The following is a 14,223-nucleotide window of genomic DNA, read 5'->3' on the forward strand; positions in this document are numbered from 1 at the left end:
CGGCGTTGAAGGAATCGGTATGCAGTTGGATCCCGCTAGCGGGTGGTGTCACGGGGTACAGGTCTGCCCATCGCCCAACTTCAATGAACGCCCTGCGGGCGAAATCTCCCTGTTGGTGATCCACAACATCAGCCTGCCGCCGGCGCAGTTTGCCACCGGCAAGGTGCAGGAATTTTTCCAGAATCGTCTGGATGTCACCGAGCATCCCTATTTTGCAGGGATTGCCGACCTGCGCGTCTCGGCGCATTTTCTGATCGAACGTGACGGCAGCGTCACCCAGTTTGTCTCCTGTCTTGAGCGGGCGTGGCATGCTGGCGTGTCGATGTTCGAAGGCCGGGAAACCTGTAACGATTTTTCCGTGGGCATCGAGCTCGAAGGCACTGATGATCTGCCCTTTTCCGATGCGCAGTATCAGGCGCTGATCACGTTGACGCGTCAGCTGCAAACAGCATTTCCGGCTATCACCGGCGCCCGTATCTGCGGGCACAGCGACATCGCACCCGGGCGCAAGACCGATCCTGGCCCGGCATTCGACTGGGCGCGTTACCGCGCAGCCCTGGCACAAGAGGAAGGACAATGAGTTTTCTGGTGTTACTGCTGGCGGTCTGGATCGAGAAATTCTCGGCCCTGCGCCATCGGGTTCAACGCGATGGCGGATGGATCCGCGAACTGCACAAACTCGAAACCAGCGCGCGCATGGCCCAGCGACCATGGCTGGTGCTGACGATTCTGGTGTTGCTGCCGGTGGCGCTGCTCGGCTTGTTGCTGGTGGTACTGGAACCCGTTGCGTACGGCTTGCTGGCCTTGCCGGTGCATTTGCTGGTGGTGATTTATGCGCTGGGGCGCGGTGATCTGCTCGGCGGTCTCGGGCCGTTTCGTGACGCATGGCGTCGCGAAGACCTCCAAGCCGCCGCGCATGTGGCCAAGCGTGATCTGGATATCTGTGCCGACAGTGGTGAGCAATTGCTGGATCGGGTCCAAGGGCACCTGTTGTGGCAGGCCTATCAAAGTTTCTTCGCGGTGATCTTCTGGTACTTCGTGCTCGGTCCGGTCGCGGCGCTGGCTTATCGCTTGCTCGCATTGGCGGAAGAACACAGCCAGAACCCGGCGCTCGCCGAACGTGCCGGACAGTTACGTCACGCCTTTGACTGGTTGCCAGTGCGCTTGCTCGCCGCCAGTCTGGCTCTGGTCGGCAATTTCGTCGCGGTCAGCCGGGTGATGTTGCATGAGCTGCTGAACTGGAACATCAGCGCCGCGCAGCTGATCAACAAGGTCGGGCTGGCAGCGGGTGAGATCCCGCCGCCGGTGGTCGGGCCTGAAGGCATCAACACCCTCGATTGCCTGTGGGAACTGCTGCTGCGCGCGGCGGTGTTGTGGTATGCCGGGTTTGCCTTGTGGACAGTCTTGATCCACTGATACTCGCCCGTGAAATTCATTGTGGTGAGGGGATTTATCCCCGATGGGGCGCGCAGCGGCCCCAATATCTTAATGGGGCTGCTGCGCAACCCATCGGGGATAAATCCCCTCGCCACAGGTCAGTGACCGGCGCAGCGTAGTCGTTAACCTTAAGTTACAAAACCTCCCCTCGATTTGAGCTATACAGAGACAGCGCCCGATAGTGGCTTTCTGCTGTCGCCCCGCGCCTGCCAATAAAAACAAGAAAAGCCAAGGGAGACTTCCAGTGAAGAGCTTGCTCTATCCCGCCGTCTCGCTGATGAACCGTCTGAGCTTCGGCATGAAGTTCAGCTTGATCAGCGTGCTGTTCCTGGTGCCGATGCTGGTGACCAATTTTTATCTGGTGCGCGATTCCTATCGCGAATTCCAGGGCACCCGGGTCGAATTGCAGAGCCTCGATCTGCTGGGCAGCAGCCTGAGCCTGCGCCGGGATCTGGAAACGCTGAACAATCTGGTGCAGATCAACGTCACCCTCGGCCAGTCCGGCAAAGCCGACAACCTCGAAGCGCAGATCAGCAGCCTGGAGCAATCCGTGCTGGCGCGCCTGCAAGGTTTGCAGGCGATGACCGACGATCCCGAGCAGATCAAACTGTTCGACGGCAAACGCGATGAAATGATCAGCGCGTTCAAGGCCCAACAGGCGGAAAGCTCCCTGCAAAGCAAAAGCGCGATGATCGGCAAACTGCTCGGCAATGCGCAGATCTTCAGCCAGATCGTCACCGGTCAGGCCGGTCTGAGCCGCGACAACCAGAGCGACATCCGCCAGCTCAGCGAGCTGCTCACCAATATCACTCCGGCCGTGACCCAGACTCTCGGCGAAGGTCGGGCCATCGGTTCGTATTCGTTGGGGCAGGGCTTTCTCAACAGTTCGTCGAGCAGCCGTTTCGACGAGTTGCTGGCGCAGATCGAAAAGCTCCAGGCTGAATACGCGTTGAAACTGCAGGACGCCCTCGACTCCAGCCAGGCCGCGCGCGTCAGCCTCAGCGCGCCGGCCGACAGCAGCAAGGCTTCGCTCAAACAGGCCAGTGAACTGTTTGAGGCGAAAGTCGTGGTGGCCGAGACCCTCGATACCCCGTGGCAGGCGTTCTACGATCAGGTCACCGGTCTGATGGCGCAGACCTACCAGCTCAATGACGCGACCCTGAAATTCCTCGATACCCAACTGCAACAGCGCCTGGCGCAAAACCGCACGCACATGGTGTTGCAGGCGGTGGCGCTGGCGGTGGTGTTCGTGCTGATTTTCTATCTCTACGGCGGGTTCTACGCCTCGACCCGCACCACGCTCAAGCGCCTGGGCGCGATGATGGACAAGGTCGCGGCCGGTGACATGACGGTCAATTTCAAGGCCAACAGTCGCGATGAACTCGGCGAGCTGGGTGAGGTGTTCAACGGCACCGTGAGGAAAATCCACGACCTGATCGAACGAGTCGGGCAGACCGTGGCTGAGGTCGAGCGCCAGGCCGGGCAGGTGGAAACTGTCTCGGCGCAAAGCAATCAGGCGGTGGCCGGGCAGCGCACGCAGATCGAGCAAGTGGCGACCGCGATGAACCAGATGTCGGCGACCTCGCTGGAAGTTGCACGCAGCGCAGCGGCAGCGGTGAGCAGCGCGCACAGCGTCAACGATGAAACCGTCAGCGGTCGTACACTGGTGGAGTCGCAGCAGGGCAGCATTGCTGCGCTGGCCAGTGAGATCGATCAATCGGTGCTGGTGATCAACCAGTTGGCCAGCGACAGCCAGTCGATCAGCCGCGTGCTGGAAGTGATCAAGAGCATTGCCGAGCAGACCAACTTGCTGGCGCTCAACGCCGCCATCGAAGCCGCCCGCGCCGGAGAGCAGGGCCGGGGATTTGCGGTGGTGGCGGACGAAGTGCGTACGTTGGCCAAGCGCACCCAGCAATCGACCGAAGAAATCGAACAGATGATCGCCAAACTGCATGGCGGCGTGGGTGCGGCGGTGAAAGCCATGGGCGTCAGCCATCAGATGGCCAACGGCACGGTCGGGCAGTCGGAAAAGGTCCAGCAGGCGCTGGAAAACATCCTCGGCGCGGTAGGCATGATCGTCGACCAGAACCAGCAGATCGCTGCCGCCGTGGAGCAACAGACTGCGGTGGCCCATGACATCGACCAGAACATCGTCGAGATCAATCGCGCCGGCGAGCGCACGGCCCAGGGGGCGCACCAGACGGAGGACGCCAGCCGAGCGTTGTCAGCGCAGGTGGTGGAACTGAAACAGCTGATCAGCGCGTTCCGCGTCTAAGTCCTGACGCAGCGGAAGATCCTGTAGCGAGGGGATTCATCCCCGATGAGACGCATAGCGTCCTCCCAAGCCTGTAAGTGATCAGGGACCGCTGCGCAGTCCATCGGGGATGAATCCCCTCACCACAGGGCTGGAGCAGGGCAGATGTCAGAACATTTTGTAATGCTTTGATGCTTACGCTTGTAAGCCAATTCCTGTTTTCTTCCGGCGGCTGGCTTTTCGTAATTATTGAGCCAGTATCCCTGATCAGTTAGTTGCGCTGAGGAGGCCGCGAATGTCCGTTGTAACCCTGGGAGTTCAGGGCCGTTGTGCTCATTGCCAGACCACGCAGGTGCTCAAACCCTGGCAACTCAATGCCATCGCAATCAATGAACCGTTTACCTGCAATCACTGCCAGAAAACCCTGGAGTTGCGCTGTCCGGTGCAGATCAAACGCTTCAAATCTCTCGACTCTCTCGGATTGCTGCGCTTCAGCGCGTCAATCACGGTGTGCACCGCGCTGCTAGTGGCGTTGGTCATGGAATGGATCGGGCTGCTCAACGTGACGGAACAGTTGAATGCATCACTGATCGTGCTTTTCGTGTACTTCGCGCTGCTGCGTTTTGTTCATCATCGCCAGCACATGACCCTGATCCTCGAGGCGGCCAAGGCCCACGGCGACTGATTACCAACCGAATACTTCGCAGCTGTTGGCGGTGCTGGCGGCGGCCAGTCGTTCTGCACTGACATTCATCAACTCGGCCAGTGCCGCACAGATCGCCGGCAAGTGCGCCGGTGTATTGCGTACTCCGGGAAACATCGCCGGCGCCATGTCCGGGGAGTCGGTTTCCAGCACGATCGAATCCAGCGGCAGATCCGCCAGCACCCGATGCATGCGCAACGCCTGCGGCCAGGTTGGCGCGCCGCCCAGACCCAGTTTGAAACCGAGCTTGATGTATTCGCGTGCTTCTTCGCGGCTGCCGGCGAAGGCGTGGATGATGCCCGCGCGCTTGAGCTTAAAGCGCTTGAGCGTGGCGATCACCGCGGCGTGGCTGCGGCGCACGTGGATCAGCGCCGGCAGTTCGAAATCTGCCGCCAGTTGCAGCTGCGCGTCGAACAGCGCCTGCTGGCGTTCGCGGTCGAGGGTTTCGATGAAGTAATCCAGGCCGATCTCGCCCACCGCACACAGTTGCCGATGGCCGCGCAGCCGCGTCAGCCAGTCGCCGAGTGCGCGTAGATCTTCGGGTTGATGCTGATCGAGGTACACCGGATGCAGGCCGAATGCCGCGTACAGGTCGGCATCGCTCTGCACCAGCTCCCACACCCGTTGCCAATTGCCCTGATAAACCCCCAGCACCACCATCCGCCGCACCCCGAGGGCGCGGCTTTCGGCGAGCAACGCCGAGCGATCGGCGTCGAAGTCGGGGAAGTCGAGGTGGGTGTGGCTGTCGATCAGCTCCACGGTTCAGTCCCGATGAATACGCTGCTTGAAGGTCCGCGCGATGGCCTGCACGCCAGGCTTGTATTGCGATTGCTCGACGGCGGCCAGCGCCAGTTCCAGCGCCTTGTCGGCGATCAACTGGTGCTGCTGGGCCATGGCGTTGACCGGCAGCGGCAGGAAGTCGAGCAATTGCGTGTCACCGAAGGTGCCCAGACGCAGCGGGCGGGATTTGAGCGGGAAGTCATGCAGTGCATCGAACACGCCCTGCAACAGCACGTAGGAAGTAGTCACCAGCGCATCCGGCAAATGCCCCAGACGTTGCAGGAGTTCTTCCATCAATTGCTTGCCGCATTCGCGGCTGAAGGACTCGGCGTGCTCGATCAGCACTTCGCCTTTGAACTCGACCAGCGCCTGCTTGAAGCCCGCCGCACGTTCCTGACTGATGCTCAGCTCCGTACGCGCGCCGAGCAGCACGATCTGTTTCGGCTGCGGATCGAGCAGGCTCTGGGTCAGGTGCAGGCTGGCTTCGCGGTCATCACTGATCACCGAGCAGAAGTGCTCGGGTTCCATGACCCGGTCGATGGCGATGATCGGCAAGCCCTTGGCCTGCAGTTGGCGATAGCTGTCGTCACCGGCCGGCAGGCAACTGGCGACGATCAGCGCATCGCAACGGCGCGCCTTGAACAGTTGCAGCAACTGGCGCTCGCTGTCCGGCGCATCGTCGGAGCTGGCAATCAGCAACTGATAGCCACGCGCCCGCGCGCCTTGCTCCAGCAGTTTGGCGATCCGCGCGTAACTGGGGTTTTCCAGATCCGGCAGAATAAAGCCCAACGTGCGGGTGTGCCGACTGCGCAACCCGGCCGCTTGCGGGTTGGGGGTGAAGCCGTGCTGTTCGACGACCGCACGCACCCGCTCGACCGTGGCGTTGCTGATGCGTTGCTGTTCGGCCTTGCCGTTGATGACGTAGCTGGCGGTGGTCACGGACACTCCGGCCAACCGCGCGATATCACTGAGTTTCAACCCGGGATTTCCTTGTTTTTTCGAGCTTGCCGCCACATTTTCGCCAATCCTACCCGATTCGGGCAGACGACTATTGTCGCAGCGCATCCGACAAGTTGGACTTCAAGGATGAGACATTATCGAGTAACGTGCCGATCAATCTAGATTAAACGTTTCAGCAAGCGTATTTTCTACGTTTTAGACGCCTTTGGCCGGTTCTGCCGTGAAACCGCCAAAACTGCCGCTGAAAAGCAGGCTGACCAGCGCCTAAGCTGTGACCATTCAAAACAATATCCTGGCGCATCCATGTGCCAAAAAGGAGATCGCATGCTCGAGCTCACTATAGAGCAGATATCCATGGGCCAATCGGCTGTGGATAAACCCGCCGCCCTGCAATTGCTTGCCCATCATCTGGTGGCCGATGGCCTGGTCGCCGATGGCTACCTCGCTGGATTGCAGGCCCGGGAAGCCCAGGGCTCGACCTTTCTCGGCCAGGGTATCGCCATCCCCCACGGCACCCCGGAGACCCGCGATCAGGTATTCGCCACCGGCGTGCGGCTGATGCAGTTTCCCGAGGGCGTGGACTGGGGCGACGGCCAGATCGTTTATCTGGCGATCGGCATCGCCGCCAAATCCGACGAACACCTGCGTCTGCTGCAACTGCTGACCCGCGCCCTCGGCGAGACCGACCTGGGTCAGGCCCTGCGCCGCGCCAGCTCGCCGGAAGCGCTGCTGAAACTGCTGCAAGGCGCGCCACAGGAACTGGCGCTGGATGCGCAGATGATTGGCCTCGGCGTGTCGGCTGACGATTTCGAAGAACTGGTCTGGCGTGGCGCGCGTCTGTTGCGTCAGGCTGATTGTGTGAGCAACGGTTTTGCCGGTGTGTTGCAACAAGTCGAAGCGCTGCCGCTGGGCGATGGCCTGTGGTGGCTGCACAGCGAGCAGACCGTGAAACGTCCGGGCCTGGCGTTCGTCACCCCGGACAAACCGATGCGTTACCTCGGGCAGCCGCTCAGCGGTCTGTTCTGTCTGGCCAGTCTGGGTGAGGCGCATCAGGCGCTGCTCGAACGTCTGTGCGCGCTGCTCATCGAAGGACGCGGACATGAATTGGGCCGGGCCACCAGCAGCCGCAAAGTCCTCGAAGTGCTCGGCGGCGAACTGCCCGCCGACTGGCCGAGCGCGCGTATTGCCCTGGCTAACGCCCACGGTCTGCATGCACGTCCGGCGAAGATCCTTGCGCAACTGGCGAAGAGTTTTGACGGTGAAATCCGCGTGCGCATCGTCGACAGCGCGGACAGCGCCGTGTCGGTAAAAAGCCTGAGCAAACTGCTGAGCCTCGGCGCCCGCCGTGGTCAGGTGCTCGAGTTGATCGCTGAACCGAGCATCGCCGCCGACGCCTTGCCCGCATTGCTGGCCGCTATCGAAGAAGGCCTTGGCGAAGAAGTCGAACCGCTGCCGGCCGTGAGTCAGCAACGCGAAGTCATTGCCGATATCGCCGAGGTGCTGATCGCCCCGGCATCCGGCGCGCAGTTGCAGGCGATCCCGGCGGCACCGGGTATCGCCATTGGGCCTGCGCACATTCAGGTGCAGCAGGCGATCGATTACCCGTTGCGCGGCGAGTCCGCCGCCATTGAACGCGAGCGCCTCAAGCAAGCGCTGAGCGATGTGCGCAGTGACATCCATGGCCTGATCGAACGCAGCAAGGCCAAGGCGATTCGCGAGATTTTCATCACCCACCAGGAAATGCTCGACGACCCGGAACTGACCGACGAAGTCGACACCCGCCTCAAACAAGGCGAAAGCGCCGAAGCGGCGTGGATGGCGGTGATTGAAGCAGCGGCCAAACAACAGGAATCGCTGCAGGACGCGTTGCTCGCTGAGCGGGCGGCGGATTTGCGGGACATAGGCCGCCGGGTACTGGCGCAACTCTGTGGTGTGCAGACTCCGAATGAGCCGGAGCAGCCATACATTCTGGTGATGGACGAAGTCGGCCCATCCGACGTGGCGCGGCTCGATCCGGCCCGAGTTGCAGGGATTCTCACCGCGCGCGGCGGCGCCACCGCGCACAGTGCAATCGTCGCCCGTGCTCTCGGGATTCCTGCGCTGGTCGGAGCTGGCGCTGCGGTGTTGCTGCTGGCACCGGGCACGCCGTTGCTGCTCGACGGCCAGCGCGGTCGCCTGCACGTCGACGCCGATGCCGCGACCCTGCAACGCGCCGCCGAAGAACGCGACACCCGCGAGCAGCGTCTTAAGGCTGCCGCCGAACAACGCCATCAACCGGCGCACACCACTGACGGTCACGCCGTGGAAGTGTTCGCCAACATCGGTGAAAGCGCCGGAGTTACCGCTGCGGTCGAGCAGGGCGCCGAAGGCATCGGTCTGCTGCGCACTGAACTGATTTTCATGGCTCACCCGCAAGCGCCAGACGAAGCCACTCAAGAGGCCGAATACCGTCGCGTTCTCGACGGCCTCGCCGGGCGCCCGCTGGTGGTGCGCACCCTTGATGTCGGCGGTGACAAACCGCTGCCGTATTGGCCGATCGCCAAGGAGGAAAACCCGTTCCTCGGCGTGCGCGGCATTCGCCTGACGTTGCAGCGTCCGCAGATCATGGAAGCGCAACTGCGCGCCTTGCTGCGTTCGGCGGACAACCGGCCGCTGCGGATCATGTTCCCGATGGTCGGCAGCGTTGAAGAGTGGCGTCAGGCCCGCGACATGACCGAGCGTCTGCGCCTGGAAATCCCGGTCGCGGACTTGCAACTGGGGATCATGATCGAAGTACCGTCCGCTGCATTGCTGGCGCCGGTATTGGCCAAGGAAGTCGACTTCTTCAGCGTCGGTACCAACGACCTGACGCAATACACCCTGGCCATCGACCGTGGTCACCCGACGCTTTCGGCCCAGGCTGACGGCCTGCACCCGGCGGTGCTGCAACTGATCGACATCACCGTGCGTGCCGCGCATGCCCATGGCAAATGGGTCGGTGTGTGTGGCGAGCTGGCGGCGGATCCGCTGGCGGTGCCGGTGCTGGTCGGCCTCGGTGTCGATGAGCTGAGCGTGTCCGGGCGCAGCATCGCCGAGGTCAAGGCGCGCATCCGCGAACTCAGCCTGACCCAGGCGCAAACCCTTGCTCAACAAGCCCTCACCGTGGGCAGCGCGAACGAAGTGCGTGCATTAGTGGAGGCCCTGTAATGGCCATGATTCTCACCCTGACCCTCAACCCGGCGCTGGACCTCACGGTCGAGCTGCCACGCCTGGAGGCCGGTCAGGTCAACCGCAGCGACGAGATGCACACCCACGCCGCCGGCAAAGGCGTGAACGTCGCCCAGGTACTCGCAGACCTCGGGCATCAACTGACGGTCAGCGGCTTTCTCGGCGAAGACAATCTGCAAGCCTTCGAAACCCTGTTCGCCAAGCGCGGCTTTGTCGATGCGTTCATTCGCGTGCCGGGGGAGACGCGCAGCAACATCAAGGTCGCCGAGCACGACGGGCGCATCACCGACATCAACGGCCCGGGGCCGGTGGTCGACGCGACGGCGCAGCAGGCGTTGCTTGAGCGTCTGCTGCAGATCGCTCCGGGGCATGACGCGGTGGTGGTCGCCGGCAGTCTGCCGCGTGGCGTCAGCGCGCAATGGTTGCGCGAGTTGATCGAACGCCTGAACGGTCTCGGCCTGAAAGTCGCCCTCGACAGCAGTGGCGAAGCTTTGCGCGCGGCCATTGAAGGGCGTCCGTGGCTGATCAAGCCGAATACTGAAGAACTCGCCGATGCGCTCGATTGCGATGTGGTTTCGCACGCCGCCGAAGCTCAGGCTGCGGCGTGCCTGCACGCCAAGGGTATCGAGCACGTAGTGATCTCCCACGGTGCCGACGGTGTGAACTGGTTCAGCGTCGGCTCGGCGCTGCATGCCACGCCGCCCAAGGTTACGGTCGCCAGCACAGTGGGTGCCGGTGACTCGTTGCTGGCCGGCATGCTCCACGGTCTGCTCAGTGCCGATACGCCCGAGCAGACCCTGCGCACGGCCACGGCGATTGCCGCGATGGCGGTGACGCAGATCGGTTTCGGCATCAACGATGCGGCGCAACTGGCGCAGCTCGAACAGGGCGTACGCGTGCGTCCCCTGACAGAACAATAAGAGGGTTTGTCATGAAATTAGCCATTGTCACGGCCTGCCCGAACGGCATGGTCACCAGTGTGCTGTGCGCCCGTCTGCTGGACGCGGCGGCCCAGCGTCAGGGCTGGAGCACCAGCGTTGAAGTGGTCGATGCGGCGCACCCGGAGCGCGAATTGTCGGCTGCCACCATTGAAGCGGCGGAGTGGGTGTTGCTGGTCGCCACCGGTGATGTCGACATGCGCCGTTTCGTCGGCAAGCGCGTGTTCCGCATCGCCCCGGCGCAAGCGCTGCAGGATGTCGAAGCGGTGCTGCGCCGTGGTGCGCAAGAGGCCGAAGTTTACCTCGCCAGCGAAGCCGTCCCGGTTGCCGCTGCGCAACGTGCGCCATGCATCGTCGCCATCACTGCGTGCCCGACGGGTGTTGCCCACACCTTCATGGCGGCCGAGGCGTTGCAGCAGACGGCCAAGCGTCTGGGCTATGAACTGCACGTCGAAACCCAAGGCTCGGTCGGCGCGAAAACCCCGCTCAGCGCAACGGCGATTGCCGAGGCTGACGTGGTGTTGCTGGCGGCCGACATCGAAGTCGCCACCGAGCGTTTTGCCGGCAAGAAAATCTATCGCTGCGGCACCGGCATTGCCCTCAAGCAATCCGAAGCGACGTTGAAAAAAGCCCTCGCCGAAGCTCAGGTGGAGAGCGCTGCGAGCGACGGCAAGGCGCCGGCCAAGCAAGAGAAAACCGGCGTTTACAAACACCTGCTGACCGGTGTTTCGTTCATGCTGCCGATGGTGGTGGCCGGGGGGCTGATGATCGCCTTGTCGTTCGTCTTCGGCATCACCGCGTTCAAGGAAGAGGGCACGCTGGCGGCAGCGCTGATGCAGATCGGCGGCGAAACCGCGTTCAAGCTGATGGTGCCGCTGCTCGCCGGTTATATCGCTTACTCGATCGCCGACCGCCCGGGCCTGGCGCCGGGGATGATTGGTGGCTTGCTCGCCAGCACGCTGGGGGCAGGGTTTATCGGCGGGATCGTCGCCGGTTTCATCGCCGGTTATGCGGCCAAGTTGATCAGTCGTTATGTGGCGTTGCCGCAGAGCCTCGAAGCGCTGAAACCGATTCTGATCATCCCGTTGTTCGCCAGCCTGTTCACCGGGCTGGTGATGATCTACGTGGTCGGTAAACCGGTCGCCGGGATGCTCGCGGCGCTGACGCATTTTCTCGACAGCATGGGCACCACCAACGCGATTCTGCTCGGCGTGTTGCTCGGCGGCATGATGTGTGTCGACCTCGGCGGGCCGATCAACAAAGCCGCGTATGCCTTCTCGGTGGGGCTGCTGGCTTCGCAGAGTTATGCACCGATGGCCGCGACCATGGCCGCCGGCATGGTGCCGCCAATCGGGCTGGGCATTGCCACGTTCATCGCCCGCCGCAAGTTTGCCCAGACCGAGCGCGAGGCCGGTAAAGCGGCGCTGGTGCTGGGGCTGTGTTTCATCTCCGAAGGGGCGATTCCGTTTGCCGCGAAAGATCCGCTGCGGGTGATTCCGGCGAGCATCGCCGGTGGTGCGTTGACTGGCGCGCTGTCGATGTACTTCGGCTGCAAACTGATGGCGCCGCACGGTGGCTTGTTTGTGCTGGCGATCCCGAATGCGATCAATCATGCGTTGCTGTATCTGCTGGCGATTGTCGCGGGGAGTCTGTTGACGGCCGTTGTCTATGCGACGGTCAAACGTCCGGAAGCCGTTGAGTTGGCGCTGGAACCGGCGAAGGCTTAACTGGCTCCACAAAACTCTGTGGGAGCGAGCTTGCTCGCGAAAGCGGTGTGTCAGCGAATAAGATTTCGACTGATAGGACGCATTCGCGAGCAAGCTCGCTCCCACATGGGTTGTGTGGTGTGTCTGGTGTCATTTCCGGGTCATGTGAGCGTGCTTAAGTTTTCCTTTTTTCAAGGAGAACACGCATGAGCGATTTCAACATCGGGCGTCGGCGGGTCATGCAGGTGGTCGGTGCCGGGCTGCTGATGCCGGGGCTGGCGCCGGCGGTCATCGCGTCGGTCAAGGATCGGCCGCAACTCACCGACGGCGTGCAGTCCGGCGACTTGCAAGGCGACCGCGCGATGATCTGGAGCCGCAGCGACCGTCCGGCACGGATGGTGGTCGAGTGGGACACCCGTAGCCAGTTTCGCCACCCGCGCCGTGTAGTCTCGGCCCTGGCCGATGTGCGCACCGACTTCACCGCCCGCGTCGAACTCACTGGGCTGCCCGCTGATCAGGCGATTTTCTATCGGGTGTATTTCAAGGACGCGCAATCCGGCGTCGCCAGCGAACCGTGGCTCGGCCATTTGCGCAGCGCTCCGAAGGCGCGGCGCAATATCCGTTTCGTCTGGAGTGGCGACACCGTCGGCCAGGGCTTCGGCATCAACCCGGACATCGGCGGCATGCGCATCTACGAATCCATGCGCCTGCGCCTGCCGGACTTCTTTATCCACAGCGGCGACACCATCTACGCCGACGGCCCGGTGCCGGCACAACTGACCACCGAAGGTGGACGTATCTGGCGCAACCTCACCACCGAGGCCAAGAGCAAAGTCGCCCAGACCCTGGATGACTATCGCGGCAACTACCGCTACAACCTGATGGATGAAAACATCCGCCGCTTCAACGCCGAAGTCCCGCAGATCTGGCAGTGGGACGACCACGAAGTGGTCAACAACTGGTCGCCGGGCAAGCAGCTCGACGAGCGTTATCAGGAAAAAGATATCCACACCCTGGTCGGCCGCGCGCGCAAGGCCTGGCTGGAATATTCGCCGATGCGTTTGCAGGCGGCCGACGGCGGCGGGCGAATTTATCGCAAGCTCAGCTACGGGCCGATGCTCGATGTGTTCGTGCTCGACATGCGCAGTTATCGCGGGGCCAACGACGACAACCTCGGCGCGGCGAAACCGTTTTTGGGGCGCGAGCAACTGGACTGGCTCAAACGTGGCTTGAAGCACTCCAAGGCGCAGTGGAAGGTGATCGCCGCCGACATGCCGATCGGCCTCGGCGTGCCCGACGGTGAAGTCAGCCCGGGTGTGGCGCGCTGGGAGGCCGTGGCCAACGGTGATCCGGGCCCGGCGCAGGGACGCGAGCTGGAAGTCGCCGAGTTGCTCGGTTTTCTGCGGGCGCAACAGGTACGCAATTTTGTGTTTCTGACCGCGGACGTGCATTACTGTGCGGCGCATCACTACCACCCGGACCGCGCGGCGTTTCAGGATTTCGAACCGTTCTGGGAGTTTGTCGCCGGGCCGCTGAATGCCGGGAGTTTCGGTCCTAATCCGCTGGACAGGACCTTCGGCCCGGAAGTGGTGTTCCAGAAGGCCCCACCCACGCAGAACGCTTCGCCGTTTGCCGGCTTTCAGTTCTTTGGCGAGGTGAACATCGAAGGGCAGAGCGGGGAGATGAGTGTGGTGTTGCGGGATTTGAATGGGGTAGCGGTTTTCGAGCAGAAATTGCAGCCAGTTTGAAGATCAAAAACAACCCTCACCCCGGCCCTCCCGAAATGTCGGACCGCTTGGAGGGTGAGGGTGTTTTTCGATTCGCGGCAATTCTTGTGATTTGCTCCAGTACATCATCCATCTGCTGCATTACTTCGAGATTACTGAATCGCACAACTTCAATGCCCTGACGTTCCAGGAAAAGCGTCCGACGTTGATCGTGGATCAAGCCCGCTATTTCATAGTGTTGACCCCCATCCAGCTCAATCGCCAGTTTCAGCTCTACGCAGTAAAAATCCAGGACATAGGGCGGACATGGAAACTGCCTGCGGAATTTCAGATTGGCGACTTGGCGTGAACGAAGTTTTTGCCAGAGTAATTGTTCGCAATCGGTTTGGCTGCTGCGTAACTGGCGGGCGAACTGAGCGAGAGTGAGGCGATTTTGCATGCTTCACGATCCTTGTGAAGTGGCTGGAAATCTCACTGTAGACGAGGACCCTCACCCCAGCCCTCTCCCGGA

Annotated in this window: 11 protein-coding genes; 8 read left to right on the forward strand and 3 right to left on the reverse strand. The window is 62.1% G+C overall.

Features of this window, described 5'->3' with window-relative positions; genetic code table 11:
• Nucleotides 1-19 precede the first annotated feature (19 nt).
• The 4 genes from ampD (at nucleotide 20) to M0808_RS23625 (ending at nucleotide 4,376) form a co-directional block, all read left to right on the forward strand.
• Nucleotides 20-580: a 1,6-anhydro-N-acetylmuramyl-L-alanine amidase AmpD gene (gene ampD / locus M0808_RS23610; RefSeq protein ID WP_027610787.1), complete on the forward strand. Its 561-nt coding sequence runs from the start codon at nucleotides 20-22 to the stop codon at nucleotides 578-580.
• Nucleotides 577-1,416 (forward strand): regulatory signaling modulator protein AmpE, encoded by an 840-nt coding sequence (gene ampE / locus M0808_RS23615; protein WP_247842598.1) that lies wholly within the window; start codon nucleotides 577-579, stop codon nucleotides 1,414-1,416. Before ampD ends, ampE begins: the two co-directional genes overlap by 4 nt.
• Before the next feature lie 265 nt (nucleotides 1,417-1,681).
• The gene (locus M0808_RS23620) at nucleotides 1,682-3,712 is read left to right on the forward strand and encodes a methyl-accepting chemotaxis protein (RefSeq protein WP_247842599.1); all 2,031 of its coding nucleotides are present in this window, start codon (nucleotides 1,682-1,684) and stop codon (nucleotides 3,710-3,712) included.
• Between the two features lie 274 nt (nucleotides 3,713-3,986).
• The gene (locus tag M0808_RS23625) at nucleotides 3,987-4,376 is read left to right on the forward strand and encodes a hypothetical protein (RefSeq protein WP_247842600.1); all 390 of its coding nucleotides are present in this window, start codon (nucleotides 3,987-3,989) and stop codon (nucleotides 4,374-4,376) included.
• Here the strand turns inward: M0808_RS23625 and M0808_RS23630 are convergent, their stop codons facing one another.
• Nucleotides 4,377-5,153: a TatD family hydrolase gene (locus M0808_RS23630; protein WP_097090477.1), complete on the reverse strand. Its 777-nt coding sequence runs from the start codon at nucleotides 5,151-5,153 to the stop codon at nucleotides 4,377-4,379.
• Between the two features lie 3 nt (nucleotides 5,154-5,156).
• Nucleotides 5,157-6,152 (reverse strand): catabolite repressor/activator, encoded by a 996-nt coding sequence (cra, locus tag M0808_RS23635; RefSeq protein WP_247842601.1) that lies wholly within the window; start codon nucleotides 6,150-6,152, stop codon nucleotides 5,157-5,159.
• 306 nt (nucleotides 6,153-6,458) lie between these two features.
• On the opposite strand from cra, the gene ptsP reads away from it, so the two are divergent.
• The 4 genes from ptsP to M0808_RS23655 all read left to right on the forward strand — a co-directional run bounded on the left by ptsP (nucleotide 6,459) and on the right by M0808_RS23655 (nucleotide 13,733).
• On the forward strand, nucleotides 6,459-9,320 hold the full coding sequence (ptsP, locus tag M0808_RS23640; protein ID WP_247842602.1) for a phosphoenolpyruvate--protein phosphotransferase: 2,862 nt from the start codon (nucleotides 6,459-6,461) through the stop codon (nucleotides 9,318-9,320).
• On the forward strand, nucleotides 9,320-10,261 hold the full coding sequence (pfkB, locus tag M0808_RS23645) for a 1-phosphofructokinase (protein ID WP_247842603.1): 942 nt from the start codon (nucleotides 9,320-9,322) through the stop codon (nucleotides 10,259-10,261). The genes ptsP and pfkB overlap by 1 nt, the downstream gene beginning before the upstream one ends.
• An 11-nt stretch (nucleotides 10,262-10,272) precedes the next feature.
• Nucleotides 10,273-12,006 (forward strand): PTS fructose-like transporter subunit IIB, encoded by a 1,734-nt coding sequence (locus M0808_RS23650; protein ID WP_247842604.1) that lies wholly within the window; start codon nucleotides 10,273-10,275, stop codon nucleotides 12,004-12,006.
• 185 nt (nucleotides 12,007-12,191) lie between these two features.
• Entirely contained in the window at nucleotides 12,192-13,733 is a 1,542-nt protein-coding gene (locus tag M0808_RS23655) for an alkaline phosphatase D family protein (RefSeq protein ID WP_247842605.1), read from the forward strand.
• A 16-nt stretch (nucleotides 13,734-13,749) separates the two neighbouring features.
• Here the strand turns inward: M0808_RS23655 and M0808_RS23660 are convergent, their stop codons facing one another.
• Nucleotides 13,750-14,151: an endonuclease domain-containing protein gene (locus tag M0808_RS23660; protein WP_003221578.1), complete on the reverse strand. Its 402-nt coding sequence runs from the start codon at nucleotides 14,149-14,151 to the stop codon at nucleotides 13,750-13,752.
• Between the last annotated feature and the right edge of the window lie 72 nt (nucleotides 14,152-14,223).

This window comes from Pseudomonas sp. MWU12-3103b (genome assembly GCF_023100615.1).
Lineage (GTDB): Bacteria > Pseudomonadota > Gammaproteobacteria > Pseudomonadales > Pseudomonadaceae > Aquipseudomonas > Aquipseudomonas putida_A.